Annotated in this window: 16 protein-coding genes; 12 read left to right on the top strand and 4 right to left on the bottom strand. The window is 62.9% G+C overall.

From position 1 onward, the window contains the following. Positions 1-86: 86 nt before the first annotated feature. From G6N74_RS16310 to G6N74_RS16280, 7 genes are all read left to right on the top strand, one after another. Positions 87-1643: a sugar ABC transporter ATP-binding protein gene (locus tag G6N74_RS16310; protein WP_165119004.1), complete on the top strand. Its 1557-nt coding sequence runs from the start codon at positions 87-89 to the stop codon at positions 1641-1643. Beyond that, positions 1640-2617: an ABC transporter permease gene (locus G6N74_RS16305; protein WP_165119003.1), complete on the top strand. Its 978-nt coding sequence runs from the start codon at positions 1640-1642 to the stop codon at positions 2615-2617. The genes G6N74_RS16310 and G6N74_RS16305 overlap by 4 nt, the downstream gene beginning before the upstream one ends. Beyond that, positions 2614-3621, top strand: a complete 1008-nt coding sequence (locus tag G6N74_RS16300) for an ABC transporter permease (protein ID WP_165119002.1) — start codon at positions 2614-2616, stop codon at positions 3619-3621. Before G6N74_RS16305 ends, G6N74_RS16300 begins: the two co-directional genes overlap by 4 nt. Then, complete coding sequence (gene rhaM, locus G6N74_RS16295) at positions 3621-3938, top strand: L-rhamnose mutarotase (protein WP_165119001.1); 318 nt, start codon at positions 3621-3623, stop codon at positions 3936-3938. The genes G6N74_RS16300 and rhaM overlap by 1 nt, the downstream gene beginning before the upstream one ends. Positions 3939-3941: 3 nt before the next feature. Next, entirely contained in the window at positions 3942-5309 is a 1368-nt protein-coding gene (locus G6N74_RS16290; protein ID WP_165119000.1) for an FGGY-family carbohydrate kinase, read from the top strand. Between the two features lie 155 nt (positions 5310-5464). Beyond that, positions 5465-6790, top strand: coding sequence for an NAD(P)H-dependent oxidoreductase (locus G6N74_RS16285; protein ID WP_165118999.1), 1326 nt, complete (start codon positions 5465-5467; stop codon positions 6788-6790). Between the two features lie 7 nt (positions 6791-6797). After that, on the top strand, positions 6798-8294 hold the full coding sequence (locus tag G6N74_RS16280) for a xylulokinase (protein WP_165118998.1): 1497 nt from the start codon (positions 6798-6800) through the stop codon (positions 8292-8294). On the opposite strand, the gene G6N74_RS16275 is transcribed toward G6N74_RS16280, so the two are convergent. After that, on the bottom strand, positions 8280-9242 hold the full coding sequence (locus G6N74_RS16275; protein ID WP_165118997.1) for a sugar-binding transcriptional regulator: 963 nt from the start codon (positions 9240-9242) through the stop codon (positions 8280-8282). The two genes, G6N74_RS16280 and G6N74_RS16275, sit on opposite strands and share 15 nt — an antisense overlap. Before the next feature lie 280 nt (positions 9243-9522). Here G6N74_RS16275 and G6N74_RS16270 point away from each other — a divergent pair, with 280 nt between their 5' ends. The 5 genes from G6N74_RS16270 to G6N74_RS16250 all read left to right on the top strand — a co-directional run bounded on the left by G6N74_RS16270 (position 9523) and on the right by G6N74_RS16250 (position 14829). Beyond that, entirely contained in the window at positions 9523-10539 is a 1017-nt protein-coding gene (locus G6N74_RS16270) for an ABC transporter permease (protein ID WP_165118996.1), read from the top strand. 76 nt (positions 10540-10615) lie between these two features. Then, the gene (locus G6N74_RS16265; protein ID WP_165118995.1) at positions 10616-11554 is read left to right on the top strand and encodes a sugar ABC transporter substrate-binding protein; all 939 of its coding nucleotides are present in this window, start codon (positions 10616-10618) and stop codon (positions 11552-11554) included. 24 nt (positions 11555-11578) lie between these two features. Beyond that, on the top strand, positions 11579-13081 hold the full coding sequence (locus G6N74_RS16260; protein WP_205826709.1) for a sugar ABC transporter ATP-binding protein: 1503 nt from the start codon (positions 11579-11581) through the stop codon (positions 13079-13081). Between the two features lie 186 nt (positions 13082-13267). Next, complete coding sequence (locus G6N74_RS16255) at positions 13268-14032, top strand: SDR family oxidoreductase (protein WP_165118993.1); 765 nt, start codon at positions 13268-13270, stop codon at positions 14030-14032. 11 nt (positions 14033-14043) lie between these two features. Continuing rightward, complete coding sequence (locus G6N74_RS16250) at positions 14044-14829, top strand: SDR family oxidoreductase (protein WP_165118992.1); 786 nt, start codon at positions 14044-14046, stop codon at positions 14827-14829. A gap of 18 nt (positions 14830-14847) precedes the next feature. Here G6N74_RS16250 and G6N74_RS16245 read toward each other — a convergent pair whose 3' ends face one another. Genes G6N74_RS16245 through G6N74_RS16235 form a run of 3 tightly spaced genes read right to left on the bottom strand, consistent with a single transcriptional unit; the run spans position 14848 to position 16470 of the window. Further along, positions 14848-15324, bottom strand: coding sequence for a hypothetical protein (locus tag G6N74_RS16245; RefSeq protein ID WP_165118991.1), 477 nt, complete (start codon positions 15322-15324; stop codon positions 14848-14850). Further along, the gene (locus G6N74_RS31380) at positions 15305-16201 is read right to left on the bottom strand and encodes a hypothetical protein (protein ID WP_312857883.1); all 897 of its coding nucleotides are present in this window, start codon (positions 16199-16201) and stop codon (positions 15305-15307) included. Before G6N74_RS31380 ends, G6N74_RS16245 begins: the two co-directional genes overlap by 20 nt. 32 nt (positions 16202-16233) lie before the next feature. Continuing rightward, positions 16234-16470, bottom strand: coding sequence for a hypothetical protein (locus G6N74_RS16235; protein ID WP_165118990.1), 237 nt, complete (start codon positions 16468-16470; stop codon positions 16234-16236). Positions 16471-16486 lie beyond the last annotated feature (16 nt).

The following is a 16486-nucleotide window of genomic DNA, read 5'->3' as shown; positions in this document are numbered from 1 at the left end:
CCCGCCGTGGGGAGGGTCTGCGAGCTGCTTCGCAAGGCGAAGAAGGCGAGACGGGGTGTATCGAGACCGCATAGCAGGATACCGTAATGCTTGCCGACCCCCACCCCGCTCGCATCGTTCGCGACCCGCCCCGTGAGGGGGAGGGTAAGACGCCGCTTCTGACGCTCTCGGGCATCAGCAAAAGCTTTCCCGGCGTGCGGGCGCTGCACGATGTCGCCCTGTCGCTCTATCCGGGACAGGTGACGGCGCTGATCGGCGAAAACGGTGCCGGCAAATCGACGCTGGTGAAAATCCTCACCGGCATCTATCAGCCCGACGCCGGCGAAATCAACGTTGCCGGCGCGGCAGTAAACTTGCCGACCGCCCACGCCGCCTTTGAGCGCGGCATCACCGCGATCCATCAGGAAACGGTGCTGTTCGACGAACTGTCCGTCGCCGAAAACATCTTTCTCGGCCACGCGCCAAAGACGCGTTTCGGCACCATCGACTGGGGCACAATGCGCAGCCAGGCGCGGGAAGTGCTGGACGCCATGGGTGCTGCCCATATCGATCCCGATACGCGGCTGAAGGATCTCGGCATCGCCAACAAGCATCTGGTCGCCGTCGGGCGCGCAATGTCGATCGACGCGCGCATCGTCATCATGGACGAGCCGACCGCCGCCCTCTCGGCCAAGGAGATCGAAGAGCTTTTCCTGCTCATCGAATTCCTGAAAGGCGACGGCAAGGCGGTGCTGTTCATCAGCCACAAATTCGATGAGATCTACCGCATCGCCGACCGCTACACCGTGTTCCGCGACGGCGAAATGGTGGGCGAGGGGCTGCTGAAAGACACCAGCCAGGGCGACATCGTCAAGCTGATGGTCGGCCGCTCCGTCGACCACATCTTCCCGCAGCGCGAGGCCCATATCGGCGCGCCGGTGCTGAAAATTTCCGGCCTGTCGCACCCGACCGAATTCGACGACATCGGCTTCGAATTGCGCAAGGGCGAAATCCTCGGCTTCTACGGGCTGGTCGGCGCCGGGCGCAGCGAAGTCATGCAGGCAATCGCCGGCATCACCCGCACAAGCCGCGGTTCGATCACGCTGGAAGGCGAAGCGATTGCGCCGAGATCGGCCGCGGATTCCATCGAAAAGGGCATCGTTTACGTGCCGGAAGAGCGCGGCAAGCAGGGTGTGGTCATCGGTATGCCGATCTTCCAGAACGTGTCGCTACCCTCGCTGAAGCGCACCTCCAAATCCGGCCTCCTGCGTCTTGCCGAGGAATTCGCGCTGGCGCGCAAATACACCGAGCGGCTCGACCTGCGCGCCGCCTCGCTCAGCCAGGATGTCGGCACGCTGTCCGGCGGCAACCAGCAGAAGGTGGTCATCGCCAAATGGCTCGCCACAGCGCCCAAGGTCATCATCCTCGACGAGCCGACCAAGGGCATCGACATCGGCTCCAAGGCGGCGGTTCATGGCTTCATGGCCGAGCTCGTCGCGCAAGGGTTGTCGGTCATCATGGTCTCCTCCGAACTGCCGGAAATCCTCGGCATGTCTGACCGCGTCGTCGTCATGCGCGAGGGACGCATCGTGGCGGTTCACGAAAACAAGGGGCTCGACGCCGAGACGCTGGTGCGCACGGCGGCGGGGATTGTCGCCCAATGAACGCCCTTCTGAAAAATCGCGAAATCTGGCTGCTGGCTGCGATCCTGTTGCTCATCGGCCTGATCTCGACCCGCTACGGCGCTTTCGCCAGCCCGCGCAATCTCGCCAATGTCTTCAACGACACGTCGATCCTGATGATCCTCGCACTCGGCCAGATGGTGGTTATCCTCACGCGCTCGATCGATCTTTCCATGGCCTCCAACCTCGCTTTCACCGGCATGGTGGTGGCGATGATCAACGCGGCGTACCCCGCGGTACCGGTGCCGCTGCTCATGCTGATAGCCGCCGGCGTCGGCCTCGCGCTCGGCGTCTTCAACGGGGCGCTCGTCTGGAAGCTCGGCATCCCGTCCATCGTCGTGACGCTCGGCACACTCACGATCTATCGCGGCGCGACCTTCGTGATCTCCGGCGGTGCCTGGGTCAATGCTGACAAGATGAGCCCGGCCTTCATCGGCCTCCAGCGAATGCAGATGCTCGGCATTCCGCTGCTGTCGTGGATCGCGCTCGCCGTCATCGCTTCGTTCTTCGTGCTTCTGACGCGCACCCCGCTCGGTCGCTCGTTCTACGCTATCGGCGTCAACCCGACGGCTTCGGTCTATGCCGGCATCGATGTCGGCCGCACCAAATTCGTCGCCTTCTGCATCTCGGGTCTGGTCGCCGGCATTTGCGGTTATCTCTGGGTGTCGCGTTACGTCATCGCCTCCGTCGAGATCGCCAATGGCTACGAGCTCAACATCATCGCCGCCTGCGTCATCGGCGGCATATCGATTGCCGGCGGCATCGGCTCGGTCGGCGGTGCCGTCCTTGGCGCGTTGTTCCTCGGCATCATCAGCTCGGCCTTGCCGCTGATCAACATATCGCCCTTCTGGCAGATGGCGATTTCCGGCAGCGCCATCATCCTGGCTGTCGTGCTTAACGCGCGCGGCGAGCGCCGTCAGGGCCGCATCATTCTCAAGAAGGCGGAAGCAATATGAGTGCGACCGAAACCCCGCACGGACGCCATATCCCCGACCGGCTCGACAGGCCGCTGCGTTCGGCGGTGTTCAGTTGGGAGGCGCTGCTGATCGCGGTCGCCATTTCAATCTTCGCCGTCAACAGCTTTGCCTCGCCTTATTTTCTCGACGCCTGGTCGCTGTCCGACCTGACCTTCAACTTCACCGAAAAGGCGCTGATCGCGCTGGCAATGGCATTGCTGATCATCTCGGGCGAGATCGACCTGTCGGTCGCCGCCATTATCGCGCTCGCCTCGACCATGATGGGCATGGCCGTGCAATTCGGTGTCGGCACATCGGGTCTCGTCGCCATCGGCATCGGCGTCGGGCTTGCCTGCGGCGCATTCAACGGCCTGCTTGTCACCCGGCTCGGCCTGCCGTCCATCGTCGTCACCATCGGCACGATGAGCCTGTTTCGCGGCGTCGCCTTCATCATTCTCGGCGACCAAGCCTACAAGGGTTATCCCGAAAGCTTTGCTTTTTTCGGCCAGGGCTATGTCTGGTGGGTGGTGTCGTTCGAGCTGGTGCTGTTTCTGGGCGCGGCGGTCATCTATTACGTCATCCTCCATCGAACCAGCTTCGGGCGGCGCGTCTTCGCCATCGGCAACAACCCGGTCGCGGCGCAGTTTTCCGGCGTCAGGGTCGAGCGCATAAAGTTCATCCTGTTCTGCCTCACCGGACTGATGTCAGGCATCGCTGCCGTGCTGATCACCTCGCGGCTTGGCTCCACGCGCCCGTCGATTGCGCAGGGCTACGAACTCGAAGTCATCACCATGGTCGTGCTCGGCGGCGTCAGCATTCTTGGCGGCGCCGGCAGCATTCCGGGCGTGGTTTTGGCCGCCCTCATCATGGGGCTGGTCACCTTCGGCCTCGGCCTGCTCAACGTTCCCGGCATCGTCATGTCGATCTTCATCGGCCTGCTGCTCATTCTGGTCATCGCGCTGCCGATCGTCTGGCGGCGTCTCATGAAGGAGCGCCCTGCCTGATGGCCGAAAAATACGCGTTTCGCATGAAGCTCAATCCCGGTATGAAGGCCGAATACAAAAGGCGGCACGACGTGATCTGGCCAGAACTGACGGCGCTTTTGAAGGACGCCGGCGTTTCCGATTATTCGATCCATCTGGACGAGGAGACCAACATTTTGTTCGGCGTGCTGTGGCGCAGGCAGGATCACGGCATGGCCGACCTGCCGAACCACCCGGTGATGAAACGCTGGTGGGCGCACATGGCCGACATCATGGAAACGAAGCCGGATAACGAACCGGTCGCGGTGCCGCTCGAAACCGTTTTTCGCATGGATTGAGCGATGGCCGAACCGCGCCACGTCGCCGTCATCGATATAGGCAAGACCAACGCCAAGGTGGTGGTTGTTGATCTCGACGCCATGGCCGAGATCGACGTTCGCAAGATGCCAAATCGCGTGTCGAATGACGGACTCTATCCGCATCATGACACGGAGCGGCTCTGGGATTTCATCATAGCCAGCCTCTCCGAGCTTGCGCGCAGGCACGCGATAGACGCCATTTCGGTGACCACGCATGGCGCGACGGCTGCATTGCTCGACGAGCGCGGCGAACTCGCTTTGCCAATCCTCGATTACGAGCATGATGGTCCTGATGACCTCGCCGACGACTACGCCGCCGTCCGCCCGCCTTTTGCGGAAAGCGGCACGCCTCGCCTTCCCGGCGGTCTCAATCTCGGCGCTCAGATTTTTTGGCAGTCGAAGACCTTCCCGAAGCAGTTTTCCGCCGTCCGCGCGATCCTTCCCTATCCGCAATATTGGGCTTTCCGTCTGACAGGTGTTCTTGCGACCGAGGTCACCTCACTGGGTTGCCACACCGATCTCTGGAATCCGGCCAGGCGCGATTTCTCGACAATGGTGGACCGCCTGGGCTGGCGCGACCTCATGCCACCGCTGCGATCCGCAAGCGACCGGCTTGGGTCAATCCTTCCCGAGATCGCGGCGCGAACCGGGCTTTCGCCGCGAACGTCGGTCCATTGCGGCATCCACGATTCCAACGCCTCGCTGCTGCCGCATGTTCTCCACCGCAAGCCACCTTTCGCAGTCGTTTCGACCGGCACATGGGTCGTGGCAATGGCGGTCGGCGGAGCGGTGCGCGACCTTGACCCGGCGCGCGATACGCTGGTCAACGTCAACGCACTTGGCGACCCAGTTCCGTCGGCGCGCTTCATGGGCGGACGCGAATATGAGCTGCTTATCGGAAACGATGTTGCGCCGGTGTCCGACGAGGACATCGCTCGCGTCCTCGCCGAAAAACTCATGCTCCTGCCTTCGGTCCAGCAGGGCTCCGGTCCGTTCCCGCAGCGAGCAGCTGAATGGATCGTGCCGAGCGACCTCAAGGCCGGCGAGCGCTCCGCCATCGTTTCGTTCTATCTTGCCCTGATGACCGCGACCTGCCTCGACCTGATCGGCGCTCTCGGCGAGACGATCGTCGAAGGCGGCTTCGCCGACAATCGGCTTTTTCTCGACATGCTCGGTGCCGCGACCGGACGGCCGGTATTCGTCAGCGCCACCAACGCCACCGGCACCAGCCTTGGTGCCGCCGAGCTGGCCTTTTCAGGACGCGCGTGCAGCAATATCGCTCAACGCCGACCGTCAAATGGCGATCTCTTGGCATCCTATGCCGAGGCTTGGCGCTCACGCATTGCGTGAGAACGCATTCCTTCTCGATTCTTCCATCCCGACATCTCGTCCAGCGAAGGGCCTGCAGTATTTTGTGATTTTCGGTATTGAAATATTTTTCATTGAGAAATAGAAATGTTCAAACGCTTTGACACCTGAATACCAATGCACGGGAGGACCGGACAATGTCTAATCCGCAGTTCGCTGCAGAGCTTCTTGATCGCGCCGAGCGGCAGGGGCCTATCACCATCGGTCTTGCCGGGGCCGGGCAGATGGGCACGGACATCGTCGTGCAGGTAGCGCTCATGCCGGGTCTACGCATTGGCGCGATCTCCGAAGTCAGGCCTCAGTCGGCCATCGATGCCGCACTTCTGGCCGGCCACGACCGCTCCGATATCGTGCAGGCCAGTTCCGCCTCGGATATCGACCGCGTCATCGAGGCCGGTAAGGTGGCGATTACCGAAGATCTCCATGCGCTGGCCGCGGCAGGCCGCATCGACGTCATCATCGACGCCACCGGCAATCCCAACATCGGCACGCTGTTTGCGCTCGAAGTGATGAAGAACGGCAAGCACATCGTCATGCTCAATGTCGAGGCCGACATCACCATCGGCCGCTTCCTCAAGGAAGAGGCCCGCAAGGCCGGCGTCGTTTATACGGGTGCCGCCGGCGACGAGCCTGCCTGCACGCTGGAAATCATCGGCTTCGCCAAGAGCCTCGGCTTCGGCATCGTCGCTGCCGGCAAGGGCAAGAACAACCCCCTCAAGATCGACGCCATGCCGGCCGATTACGAAAAGGAAGCAGCTGAGCGCAAGATGAATGCGCGCATGCTGGTCGAGTTCGTCGATGGTTCCAAGACCGCCATCGAAATGGTCGCCATCGCCAATGCCACCGGCCTCGTGCCCGACGTTCCCGGCATGCATGGCCCGACGGCGACGCTGGAGCAGCTTGCCGACGTGCTCTGCCCGAAGGAAGACGGCGGTTTGCTGAACCGCAAGGGCGTCGTCGATTACTCCATCGGCAAGGGCGTCGCGCCCGGCGTGTTCTGCGTCATCGAGACCAAGCATCCCCGCGTGCTGGAGCGCATGATCGACCTGAAGGTCGGCAAGGGTCCGTATTTCACCATTTTCCGGCCCTATCACCTCACCAGCCTTGAAGTGCCGCTGTCGGCAGCCCGCGCCGTTATCTACAAGCGGGCCGACATGGAGCCGCTGGATCATCCGGTGGCGGAAGCCGTTGCCGTCGCCAAGCGCGACCTCGGCGTCGGCCAGTCGCTCGGCATGATCGGCGAGACGGACTACCGCGGTTTTGCCATGACCTGGGAAGACGCGCGCAAGAAGGGCGCGCTGCCGCTCGGCCTTGCCGAACGCGCCAAGGTGGTCAAGCCGCTCAAGGTCGGCGAGTTCCTGACCTACGACAACTGTGTACCTGACGACTCGATGGTGGTAACCCAGATTCGCCGCCGTCTCGATCAGTCGGACGGTCGGTTTGTGACCAGCGCCGTCGCCTGAGAACCTTATGTCCGATGTCGTAATCGGTATCGATGCGTCGACCACCGCGGTGAAGGCGATTGCCTTCACTCGCGACGGTCGCGAATTGGCGCAGTCGCGCGTTGCCTACCCGCTTTCCAATCCGCTGCCCGGTCATTTCGAGCAGGATCCTGAAGACTGGTGGTCAGCCCTCGTGCAGGCTCTCAAAGAGCTTGCAGGTCGCATCGATCCTTCGCGCTTTGCCGCGTTGTCGATCGCCCATCAGCGTGAAACCTTCACGCTCATCGATGGTGCGGGCAAGGCGCTCAACCCTGCCATTCTCTGGCTGGACGAGCGCGCCCGCCCGCAGGTAGCGCGGCTGTCGAAAGAACTCGGACGCGACACCATCACGGCATGGAGCGGCAAGCCGCCGGATCCGACGCCGGCGTTCTACGCCATCGCATGGCTTTCCGAACACAGGCCGGAAGCGGTGCGCAAGGCGCGTGCGGTCGTCGATGTGAACGGCTTCCTGATGCACCGTCTGACCGGCAGGCTCGCCACCAGCACGCCAAGCGCCGATCCGCTGGGCCTGCTCTCGCTCGAAACATCGACCTGGCACCCGACCTTGGTCGAGGCCGCGGGCTTAAGGCTCGATCAGCTTCCCGAAATCATTGCGCCGGGCGAAGTATGTGGCGGTCTGACAGCCGAAGTCGCCAAACTCACCGGCCTGAAGGCGGGATTGCCAATAGTCGCCGGAGCCGGCGACGGCCAGGCCATGGGCCTCGGCATGGGCGTGGTCGAGGCGGGAAAGACCTACCTTTCGCTGGGTTCCGGCGTCGTCAGCGGCGCCTATTCGCGAGATTATCGGACGTCGGAAGGCTTCCGCACGCTGGCATCGCCAACCGGCTCCGGCTTCATGCTCGAAACTGTGTTGCGCTCTGGAATGCAACTCGTCGACTGGATCGTCAGGACGACCGGCGCGGATTCAGCTCCGGCGCTGGAAGTGCTGGCAAAGGACATTTTGCCTGGCAGCGACGGCCTGCTCGTCATGCCCTATTGGGCGGGCGTCATGAGCCCCTATTGGGATGGCGCGGCGCGCGGTTCCATCGTCGGCCTGTCACTTGATCATAAGCCGGCGCATCTGTTTCGGGCGGTTCTGGAAGGCATCGGCTTCGAGCAGGCGATCGCCACCGAAGCCATGGAAACCAGCATCGGCCACAAGTCGCAATCGATGATCGCGGCCGGCGGCGGCACCAATTCGCGCCTGCTGATGCAGATCATGGCGAGCGTGCTCGAGCGGCCGCTGTCGGTTTCACCGGTCAACGAGGCCGCAGCCCTCGGTGCCGGCATGCTTGCGGCCTATGCGGCGGGCTGGTTTCCCTCTGTTGAGGACGCAAGCAGGGCAATGACTGCCCAACCGGACAATCGCGTCGATCCGGTCGCGGAACTATCGGTGAATTATGCGGTCCGCAAGGAGATCTACCGAGATCTCTATCACGCGACGCGTGACATCCATGCCAGGCTGGATGCCTTAAAGCCCCAGTAGCCCCTTGGCCGCCTCTTCGTCGGTGATCAGCACCGAAACTTTGGTGCGCGCCAGCATCGCATTCATCACCGCGACCTTTTCGCGACCGCCCGAAACCAGGATGGTGTTCGGGATGTCCGCCAGTTCGTCCATCGGGAAGGCGCAGACACGGTGGTTTACGTCGTGGTCGATGGTCTTGCCTGTCGCGTCGACGAAATGGCACAAAATGTCGCCGACTGCTCCCAGCGCCTTCAGCTCTTCCAGTTCGCTCGGCTTGATGAAGCCGTAATTGGCGATCGGGCTGTCCAGCGAGAATGAACCGACGCTGAGCAGCGCGATATTGGCCCGCCGCGCCCGGAAAACCACGTCCTGAACGCTGCGCTGGCTCATGAACGCGTCGCGCTGCTCCGGCTTGTCGGCATAGACGGGAACCGGCAGCAGATAGCATTCCGCGCCGATCTTCTCGGCGAAATCCCAGGCACTTTCGGTCGGGTTCAAAGGCTGCGCATGCGTCAGCCCGCCAAGCATGGAGACGACCGTCGTCCGGCTGATCTGGCGATGCGGCAGCTGGTTGATGGCGAATTTCAGCGTTCGCCCCCAGCCGAGCGCGATGACATCGCCGGCATTCACATTGTCGCCGATATAGGCGGCTGCGGCATGGCCGATCATCATCGGGCTGTTGCGGCTGTCGGCTGCCGCCGGCACCACGATCGCCTGGCCAAGGCCGAAACGCTCTTTCAGCTTCTGCTCCAGAACCACGCAATCGACCACGGTGTCGCTGATGCGGAACTGGACCACGCCTTCCTCACGGGCGGCGGCAAGGATGCGGTGCACCTTGATCCGGCCTATTCCCAGCAGTTCGGATATCTTCTCCTGGGTCAGGCCCTCGACATAGTAATGCCAGGCCGCGCGCGCCTTGAGTTCGGCGTCGGGAAAGCGCGCGGTGCTGTCATTGTCTGCATTGGCCATCGTGCTTCTATTCCTTCCCTGTCGGATACGTCCGAACCCGATACCATTCATAATGCCAGTTTTCGCGTGTCACGAAACCCCATTATCGGAAGCGCTCTGTAAGCCATGTCTTTCATTCGCCGCTTTCCAAGCTACCTCTTGACAATCCGTTCAGTCGGAAGTTACTTTGAACAAAATTACAAAGCAAAGTTAAAATGTTCATCCTAGGGAGGTGTAACTTGGCTTTTGAACGCACGTCGTTGCGGCTGGCGTCCGCGCATTGCGCAGGGACGGTGTGCCGATGAGTTCCAAACCCGGCAGCGCCGATCTTTCCGTCTCGGCTGGAGAGCCGCGTGCAGGTGGCCTGAAGCCGCTGTTTGCTGCGCTTTTCGCCGGTGCCAAGGGTCCGCTTATCGGCCTTATTCTACTGTGCCTGGTGCTGTCGGTTTCCACCGATACCTTCCTGACCGTCCGCAACATCCTGAACGTGCTCGACCAGATCACCGTTCTCGGCATCATGGCGATCGGCATGACGCTGGTGATCCTGATCGGCGGCATTGACCTGTCGGTCGGCTCCATTCTGGCGCTTGGCGCGATGGTCCTCGGCTACGTCGTAAACCCCGACTATCTCGGTCTGCCGATCCCGGCCGGCATCGCCGCGGCCTTGCTCGTCGGCGGCCTCTGCGGGCTGGTGTCCGGCCTGCTGGTGACGGTAGCCAAGCTGCCGCCATTTATCGCCACGCTCGCCATGATGTCGGTGGCGCGCGGCCTCGCCAACATCATCACCGACGGCTCGCAGATCGTCGGGTTCCCTGACTGGTTCACCAACCTGTCCATCGTCCGTCATTTCGGCTTCATCTCGGTGACGGTCGGCGTCATGATCGTGCTTGGCGTGATCTTCGCGATCTTCCTCAATTACCGCGCCACCGGCCGCAATCTCTACGCCATCGGCGGCAGCCCGGAAGTGGCGCGGCTGTCCGGCATTCCGGTCAACCGGCTGACCAACTGGGTCTATGCCGTCTGCGGCGTGCTGGCGGCTCTTGCCGGTGTGGTGCTTGCCGCTCGGCTCGATTCGGTTCAGCCGAGTTCCGGCTTCGGCTATGAACTCGACACCATCGCCGCCGTTGTCATCGGCGGCGCCAGCCTCAGCGGCGGCGTCGGCTCGATCGGCGGAACGGCCATCGGCGTCCTCATCATCGGCGTGCTGCGCAACGGGCTCAACCTGCTCGGCGTGTCGCCCTTCATCCAGCAGATCGTTATCGGCGTCGTCATCGCGCTGGCCGTCGCAGCCGATACGTGGAGGCGCCGGGCCAAATAATTCCAGCCGGGCTCGCCCGTCGGAATCGGACTTTACTGACACTCGAAATCTATCAAGTTCAACGGAGGAGAAATACATGCTGACGAAACGTTCATTCCTGCTCGCTGCCGCGGCCATCGTTCCGCTGCTCGGTCTTGCCCACGGGGCCTCGGCCGCCGAAGCCAAGAAGCTCGGCCTCGCCGTCGCCAACCTGCAGGCCGACTTCTTCAACCAGATCAAGCAGTCGGTCGAAGCCTACGCCAAGGAGAAGGGCCTGGAGGTCGTCACCGTCGACGCCAAGGGCGATTCCGCGACCCAGGTCAGCCAGGTGCAGGACCTGATCACGCAGAACATCGACGCACTGATCTACATCCCCGCCGGCGCCACCGCCGCGACCGTCCCGACCAAGACGGCCAAGGCTGCCGGCATTCCCGTCATCAATGTCGACCGCAACGCCGCAGGCGCGCCGGGCGACACCTTCATCGCCACCAACAGCGTCGCTTCGGCCAAGAACGTGTGCGACTACATCGCCAAGCAGGCCGGCGGCAAGGGCGAGCTGATCATTATCCATGGCCAGAAAGGCACGACGCCTGAAGTCGACCGCTCCAAGGGCTGCGGCGAAGCGCTCGCAGGCTATCCGGATATCAAGGTCGTCGGCGAACTCTGGAGCGAAGGCTGGCATCAGGACGAAGGCTTCAAGCTGACGCAGGACCTGTTGCAGTCCCATCCGAACGTCTCGATCGTCGTCGGCCAGGCCGATGCGCTTGCGCTCGGCGCGGCACAGGCGGTCAAGGTCGCCAATCTCGGTCACAAGGTCTGGATTGCAGGCTTCGACGGCGACGTGGCAGCACTCAAGGCGCTGAAGGACGGCGTGTTCGACGTCACCGCCACGCAGCAGACACAAGGCATGGGCCGCTTGGCTGTCGACTCGGCGATCAAGCTGGTCGCCGGCGAGAAGGTCGAGCCGGAGCAGCTTCAGGACGCGACGTTGACCACCAAGGACAATGTCGCGCAGTTCATCGAGAAGCATCCGTAAGCTGTGACGGACGAAACGATGTCGATGACAACCTTGCCTCAGGAAGGCTCCCATCAGGGGCTTTCCGTGCGCGGCCTGTGCAAGAGTTTCGGGCCGATCCAGGTGCTGACCGAAGCGAGCTTCGATGTCAGGCCGGGCGAGGTCGTGGCGCTGCTCGGTGAGAATGGCGCCGGCAAATCGACCGTTTCCAACATCATCGCCGGATCGCTGCACGCAGACCGCGGCGCGATCACCTGGCAGGGGAAGCCCTATTCCCCTGCCAGCCCGGCACAGGCGATCGATGCCGGCATCGGCATGATCCATCAGGAACTCAAGCTTCTTCCCGATCTTTCGGTTGCCGAAAATGTCTTCGTCGGCCGCATGCTGACGCGCGGCGGCGCCATCGACCGCGCCAGGATGAACGAACGCGCATCTGCTCAGCTCAGGCGGCTCGGCCTCAACGTCTCGCCTGACACCAAGGTTGGTGATCTGCGCGTCGCTGCCCAGCAGCAGGTCGAGATCGCCAAGGCGCTGACGCTGGATGCCAAGCTCCTGATCTTCGATGAGCCGACGGCTGCCCTTGGCGGCGACGAAACGGCGCTTCTGTTCGAACAGATACGCAAGCTCAAGGCCGAAGGCATGGGCTTCATCTATATCAGCCACCGCCTTGAGGAGATCGTGCAGATCGCCGACCGCATCGTCGTGATGCGCGATGGTCGCGTGGTCGCTCGTCATGAGCAGGGCGATATTCCTGTCCGCACGGTCGTCGAGCAGATGGTCGGCCGCAGCGTCGACCGCATGTTCCCCACACTCGACGAGCCGCGTCCCGAAGTGCTGCTCGAGGTCGAGAATCTTTCCTCGCCCGCCCGGACTTTCAACGATGTCAGCTTCTCCGTGCGCGCCGGTGAAATCCTCGGCATTGCCGGCCTGATCGGCGCTGGCCGCACAGAACTCGTTCGCGCCATTGCCGGCGCCGACCCGATCTCCAGCGGCAAGGTGACCGTTGCCGGCAAGCCGGTGCATCTCGATGGCCCGGCAGCCGCGATCAAGGCCGGCGTCGTGCTGGTGCCGGAAGACCGCAAGGGGCAGGGCGTCGTGCTCGACCAGACCATCGGCGAGAACCTGGCGCTCGGCAATTTCGACCATGTCGCACCGGGCGGTTGGGTGTTCCCGAAGGCGGTGCAGAAATTCGCCGAAACCGGCATCCGCAAGCTCGGCGTCAAGGGCCAGCCGAACCAGGCCGTGCGCAAGCTTTCCGGCGGCAACCAGCAGAAGGTGGTGATTGCCAAATGGATCGCGCGGCCGCCGAAGATCTTCATCCTCGACGAGCCGACGCGCGGCATCGACGTCGGCGCGCGCGCTGCCATCTATGACGTCATAGCCGACCTTGCGCGCTCCGGCATGGCAGTTGTGGTGGTCAGCTCGGATCTTGAGGAAGTGCTCGGCCTCTCGCACCGCGTCATGGTGCTGAGCAGGGGCCGCCAGCGTGGTATCCTGCCGAGGGCGGAAGCGAACAATGTCGCGGTGATGGAACTGGCGACGAGCTAACGCATGTCGCCCAAAAGTGTAAAGCGGTTTTGGGATAACGACATGCGTAATCCAAAGACCGAGGCCACACAGACATAGCGCAACAGGGTAAGCCTCCCAAGCACCCGACCGCGCCGGGCGCCAGTTCCGAGAAACTGGCGCCCGCTCATTCGGGCAGGCAGTCTTTCGAGGGATGGAGACATAACCGTGGAACTCTTCGATCTGACCGGCGAAATCGCTTTCGTCACAGGTGCCGGCAGCGGCATCGGCCAGCGCATCGCCATCGGGCTTGCCGAGGCGGGCGCCGATGTCGCCTGTTTCGGCCATGCTTCCAAAGGCGGGCTTGATGAGACGGCGAACAGCATTACGGCACTCGGCCGCAAGGCGCTGGTGCTCAACGGAACCGTGACGTCCGAAGCCGATCTGGCCTCGGCAGTCAGCCAAGTCGAAAAAGAACTCGGAGCACTCACGATCGCCGTCAACAATGCCGGCATCGCCAATGCCGCACCTGCCGAGACGCTGCCGCTCGAGCAGTGGCAGAAGCTCTATGAGGTCAATGTCAACGGCGTGTTCCTGTCCTGCCAGGCGCAGGCGCGCGTGATGCTGCCGCGTCGCAAGGGGTCGATCATCAATATCGCCTCGATGTCGGGCTCCATCGTCAATCGCGGCCTCACCCAGGCGCATTACAACTCGTCCAAGGCCGCCGTCATCCACATGTCGAAGAGCCTTGCCATGGAGTGGTCCGATCGTGGCCTGCGCGTCAATGTCATCAGCCCCGGCTATACGCTGACGCCGATGAACCGTCGGCCGGAAGTGGCCGATCAGGTGAAGATTTTCGAGCGCGACACGCCGATGGGGCGCATGGCCAGCGTCGACGAGATGGTCGGCCCGGCGGTGTTCCTGGCGAGCCGTGCATCCTCGTTTGTCACCGGCATCGACCTCATCGTCGATGGCGGATTCGTATGCTGGTAAGGGAGAAATAAGTGCAGAAACGCTTTGAAGGAAAGACCGTCGTCGTAACAGGCGCGAGCGGCGGCATCGGCGCTGCCATGGCGAAGCGATTCGCCGACGAGGGTGCGGCCATCGTCGTCAGCGCCATCGACGCGCGCGTCGAGCAAGTCGCCGACGCATTGCGCAAGGATGGCGCCAAGGTGGTCTCCCAAATCATGGACGTGACCGACAGCAAGGCGGTTGCAGCACTCTATGATCTCGCCGAGCGCGAATTCGGCCGCGTCGACATCTCGATCCAGAATGCCGGCGTGATCACCATCGCCAAGATCGAGGACATGACCGAAGCCGAGTGGGACAAGGTGCTGGCCGTCAACACCAAGGGCGTGTTCCTGTGCTGCCAGGAAGCCATCGCCCGCATCCGCAAGCATGGCGAAGGCGGTCGGCTGATCAATACGGCCTCCGGCCAGGCGCGCCAGGGTTTTATCTATACGCCGCATTATGCCGCCTCGAAATTCGGCGTCGTCGGCATCACCCAGAGCCTCGCCAAGGAAGTCGCCAAGGAAAACATCACCGTCAATGCGATCTGCCCCGGCATTATCGACACCGACATGTGGGCCTATAACGACAACGCTTGGGGCAAGCTGCTCGGCGACTACAAGCCCGGCGAACTGATGGCCGAGTGGGTGAAAGGCATTCCCATGGGCCGCGCCGGCAGCGGCGCCGATGTTTCGGGGCTTGTCGCCTTCCTCGCCAGCGAGGACGCAGCCTACATCACCGGCCAGACCATCAACGTTGACGGCGGGCTCATCATGTCGTGAGCCAAGTAGCGCCGGCGCTCACTGCGTCAGCGCTATGGCATCTTCCGGGCGCACGATGTCCGACGGGCAGGCCGGTGCGACGGTCACGGCAAACAAGCGCAGGGCTGGCTCGTCAAAGCCGATATAGCGGGCTAGCCGGCGGCGATAGTTCTCGATCCACGTGTTCGTCACCGGCTGCTGATCGTAGAAGCGGCCATCGAAGGCGTAAAGCAGCCGCTCGTTGGTTGCCTGCTGGGCGACGATGGCGCGCGACCAGCCCTCCGGCGCGACCTCGGCGATGCGCACGCGGCAATCGTCGAGGGTTCCCACGATCCAGGCAGGGGCGCCGACAGGATTGAAGGGTTGAACGGCAAGGCCGCGCATGTTCATCAGCGCAACGGCCGCCGCGCCCTCATCGGAAGCGACATCCGGCGTCCGCGCCAGGCTCACCACCTTGCCCGCGACGGTGACGCAGAGCAGCAATCCCAGTGCGAGGCTAGCGACGGACAGGCGCATCGAAACCGATCCTGTTGTAGCCGATGAGTGCGATGACCGCGAATGTGAGCCAGCCTGCCACGCTGGCGCCGATCGGCCCGTGGAGAAGCTCATATTCCCAGGGGTAAAGCCCGATCAGGCTGATGCGCGTGATGTTGATCGCGACGACCGCGACAGCACTCGCAGCCGTCCAGCCGATTGCAGACAATGTCCAGCGTCCGCTGCGCAGATTGACGAAGGCCGCCGCACTGACGAAGACGAGCGAAAGGTTCGCCAGCGAGGAGCAGGCCGGCGCGATGAATAGCGACCCGGAACCGTCGGCAAGCGGCACGACATTGGCGACCGGCACGGTTCCGATCATCCAGCCGACAAGCCTGGCGTCGATATGCAGGATCGTCCCACTGAATGCCGCAAAGGCAAGGCGCGTCCAGAACAGGGGAATGGTCAGCGCAAAGACGATCGCCGCGGCGCGCCTGGTTGTATCGTCGCTGGCCGTGCGTCGAAGATGAACGGCGATCAGGCCGATGCCGAGCCAGCTCAGGGCAGGCACCGGTGCCATGAACGCGAGGCCGGCGAGCAAACTCACCAGCACATCGCCGCGCCGAAAAGCCTGCTCGGCGGATGGCCGCAGAAGCATCGCCAGGGCGGCGAAACAGGCGCCCCAGAGAATGATGCTGATTTCGAATGTGTTGAATATGGCGGCGGCAAACCCGCTGTCGGTCACCGACCGATAGACTTTTTCACTGATGCCGTTCGCGAAGCCGACAACCACCATGCCGGCGAAGAAGGATTGCCGTGTCAGGGTAACGGTCCCGAGCCACGGAAGAGCGGCCGGCCGAAGCAGAGGCGTGGCATGGCCACCTTCGCCTGCTGCCATGCCGGAATCGGATCTTGCCACCTGCCCACCCCGCGTCGACGGCTCGGATTATGCTATTCTTTGTTCTTCTTGCGATTGCGCATTCTCAGCCAGACAAGACAGCCGACAGCCGCAACGATCGGCAATCCTACGCCGGCCAACGGTCCCGGCACCGCATACCCTTTCGAGCCTCCCGGTCCCCAGCCCAGGCCGGGCGTGGGGCCACGATCCGGTGGTTGCTCGGCAAGCGCCGGTGCCACTGTCATAAGGCCGAGTACGGCCGCGAAAAGCACTGATCGGAAGCCTGACATGGCTACCCCCCGTCAA

The sequence above is a fragment of the Mesorhizobium zhangyense genome, from assembly GCF_011045115.1.
Classification (GTDB): Bacteria; Pseudomonadota; Alphaproteobacteria; order Rhizobiales; family Rhizobiaceae; genus Mesorhizobium_M; species Mesorhizobium_M zhangyense.
This window is presented reverse-complemented; position numbering and strand designations above follow the sequence as displayed.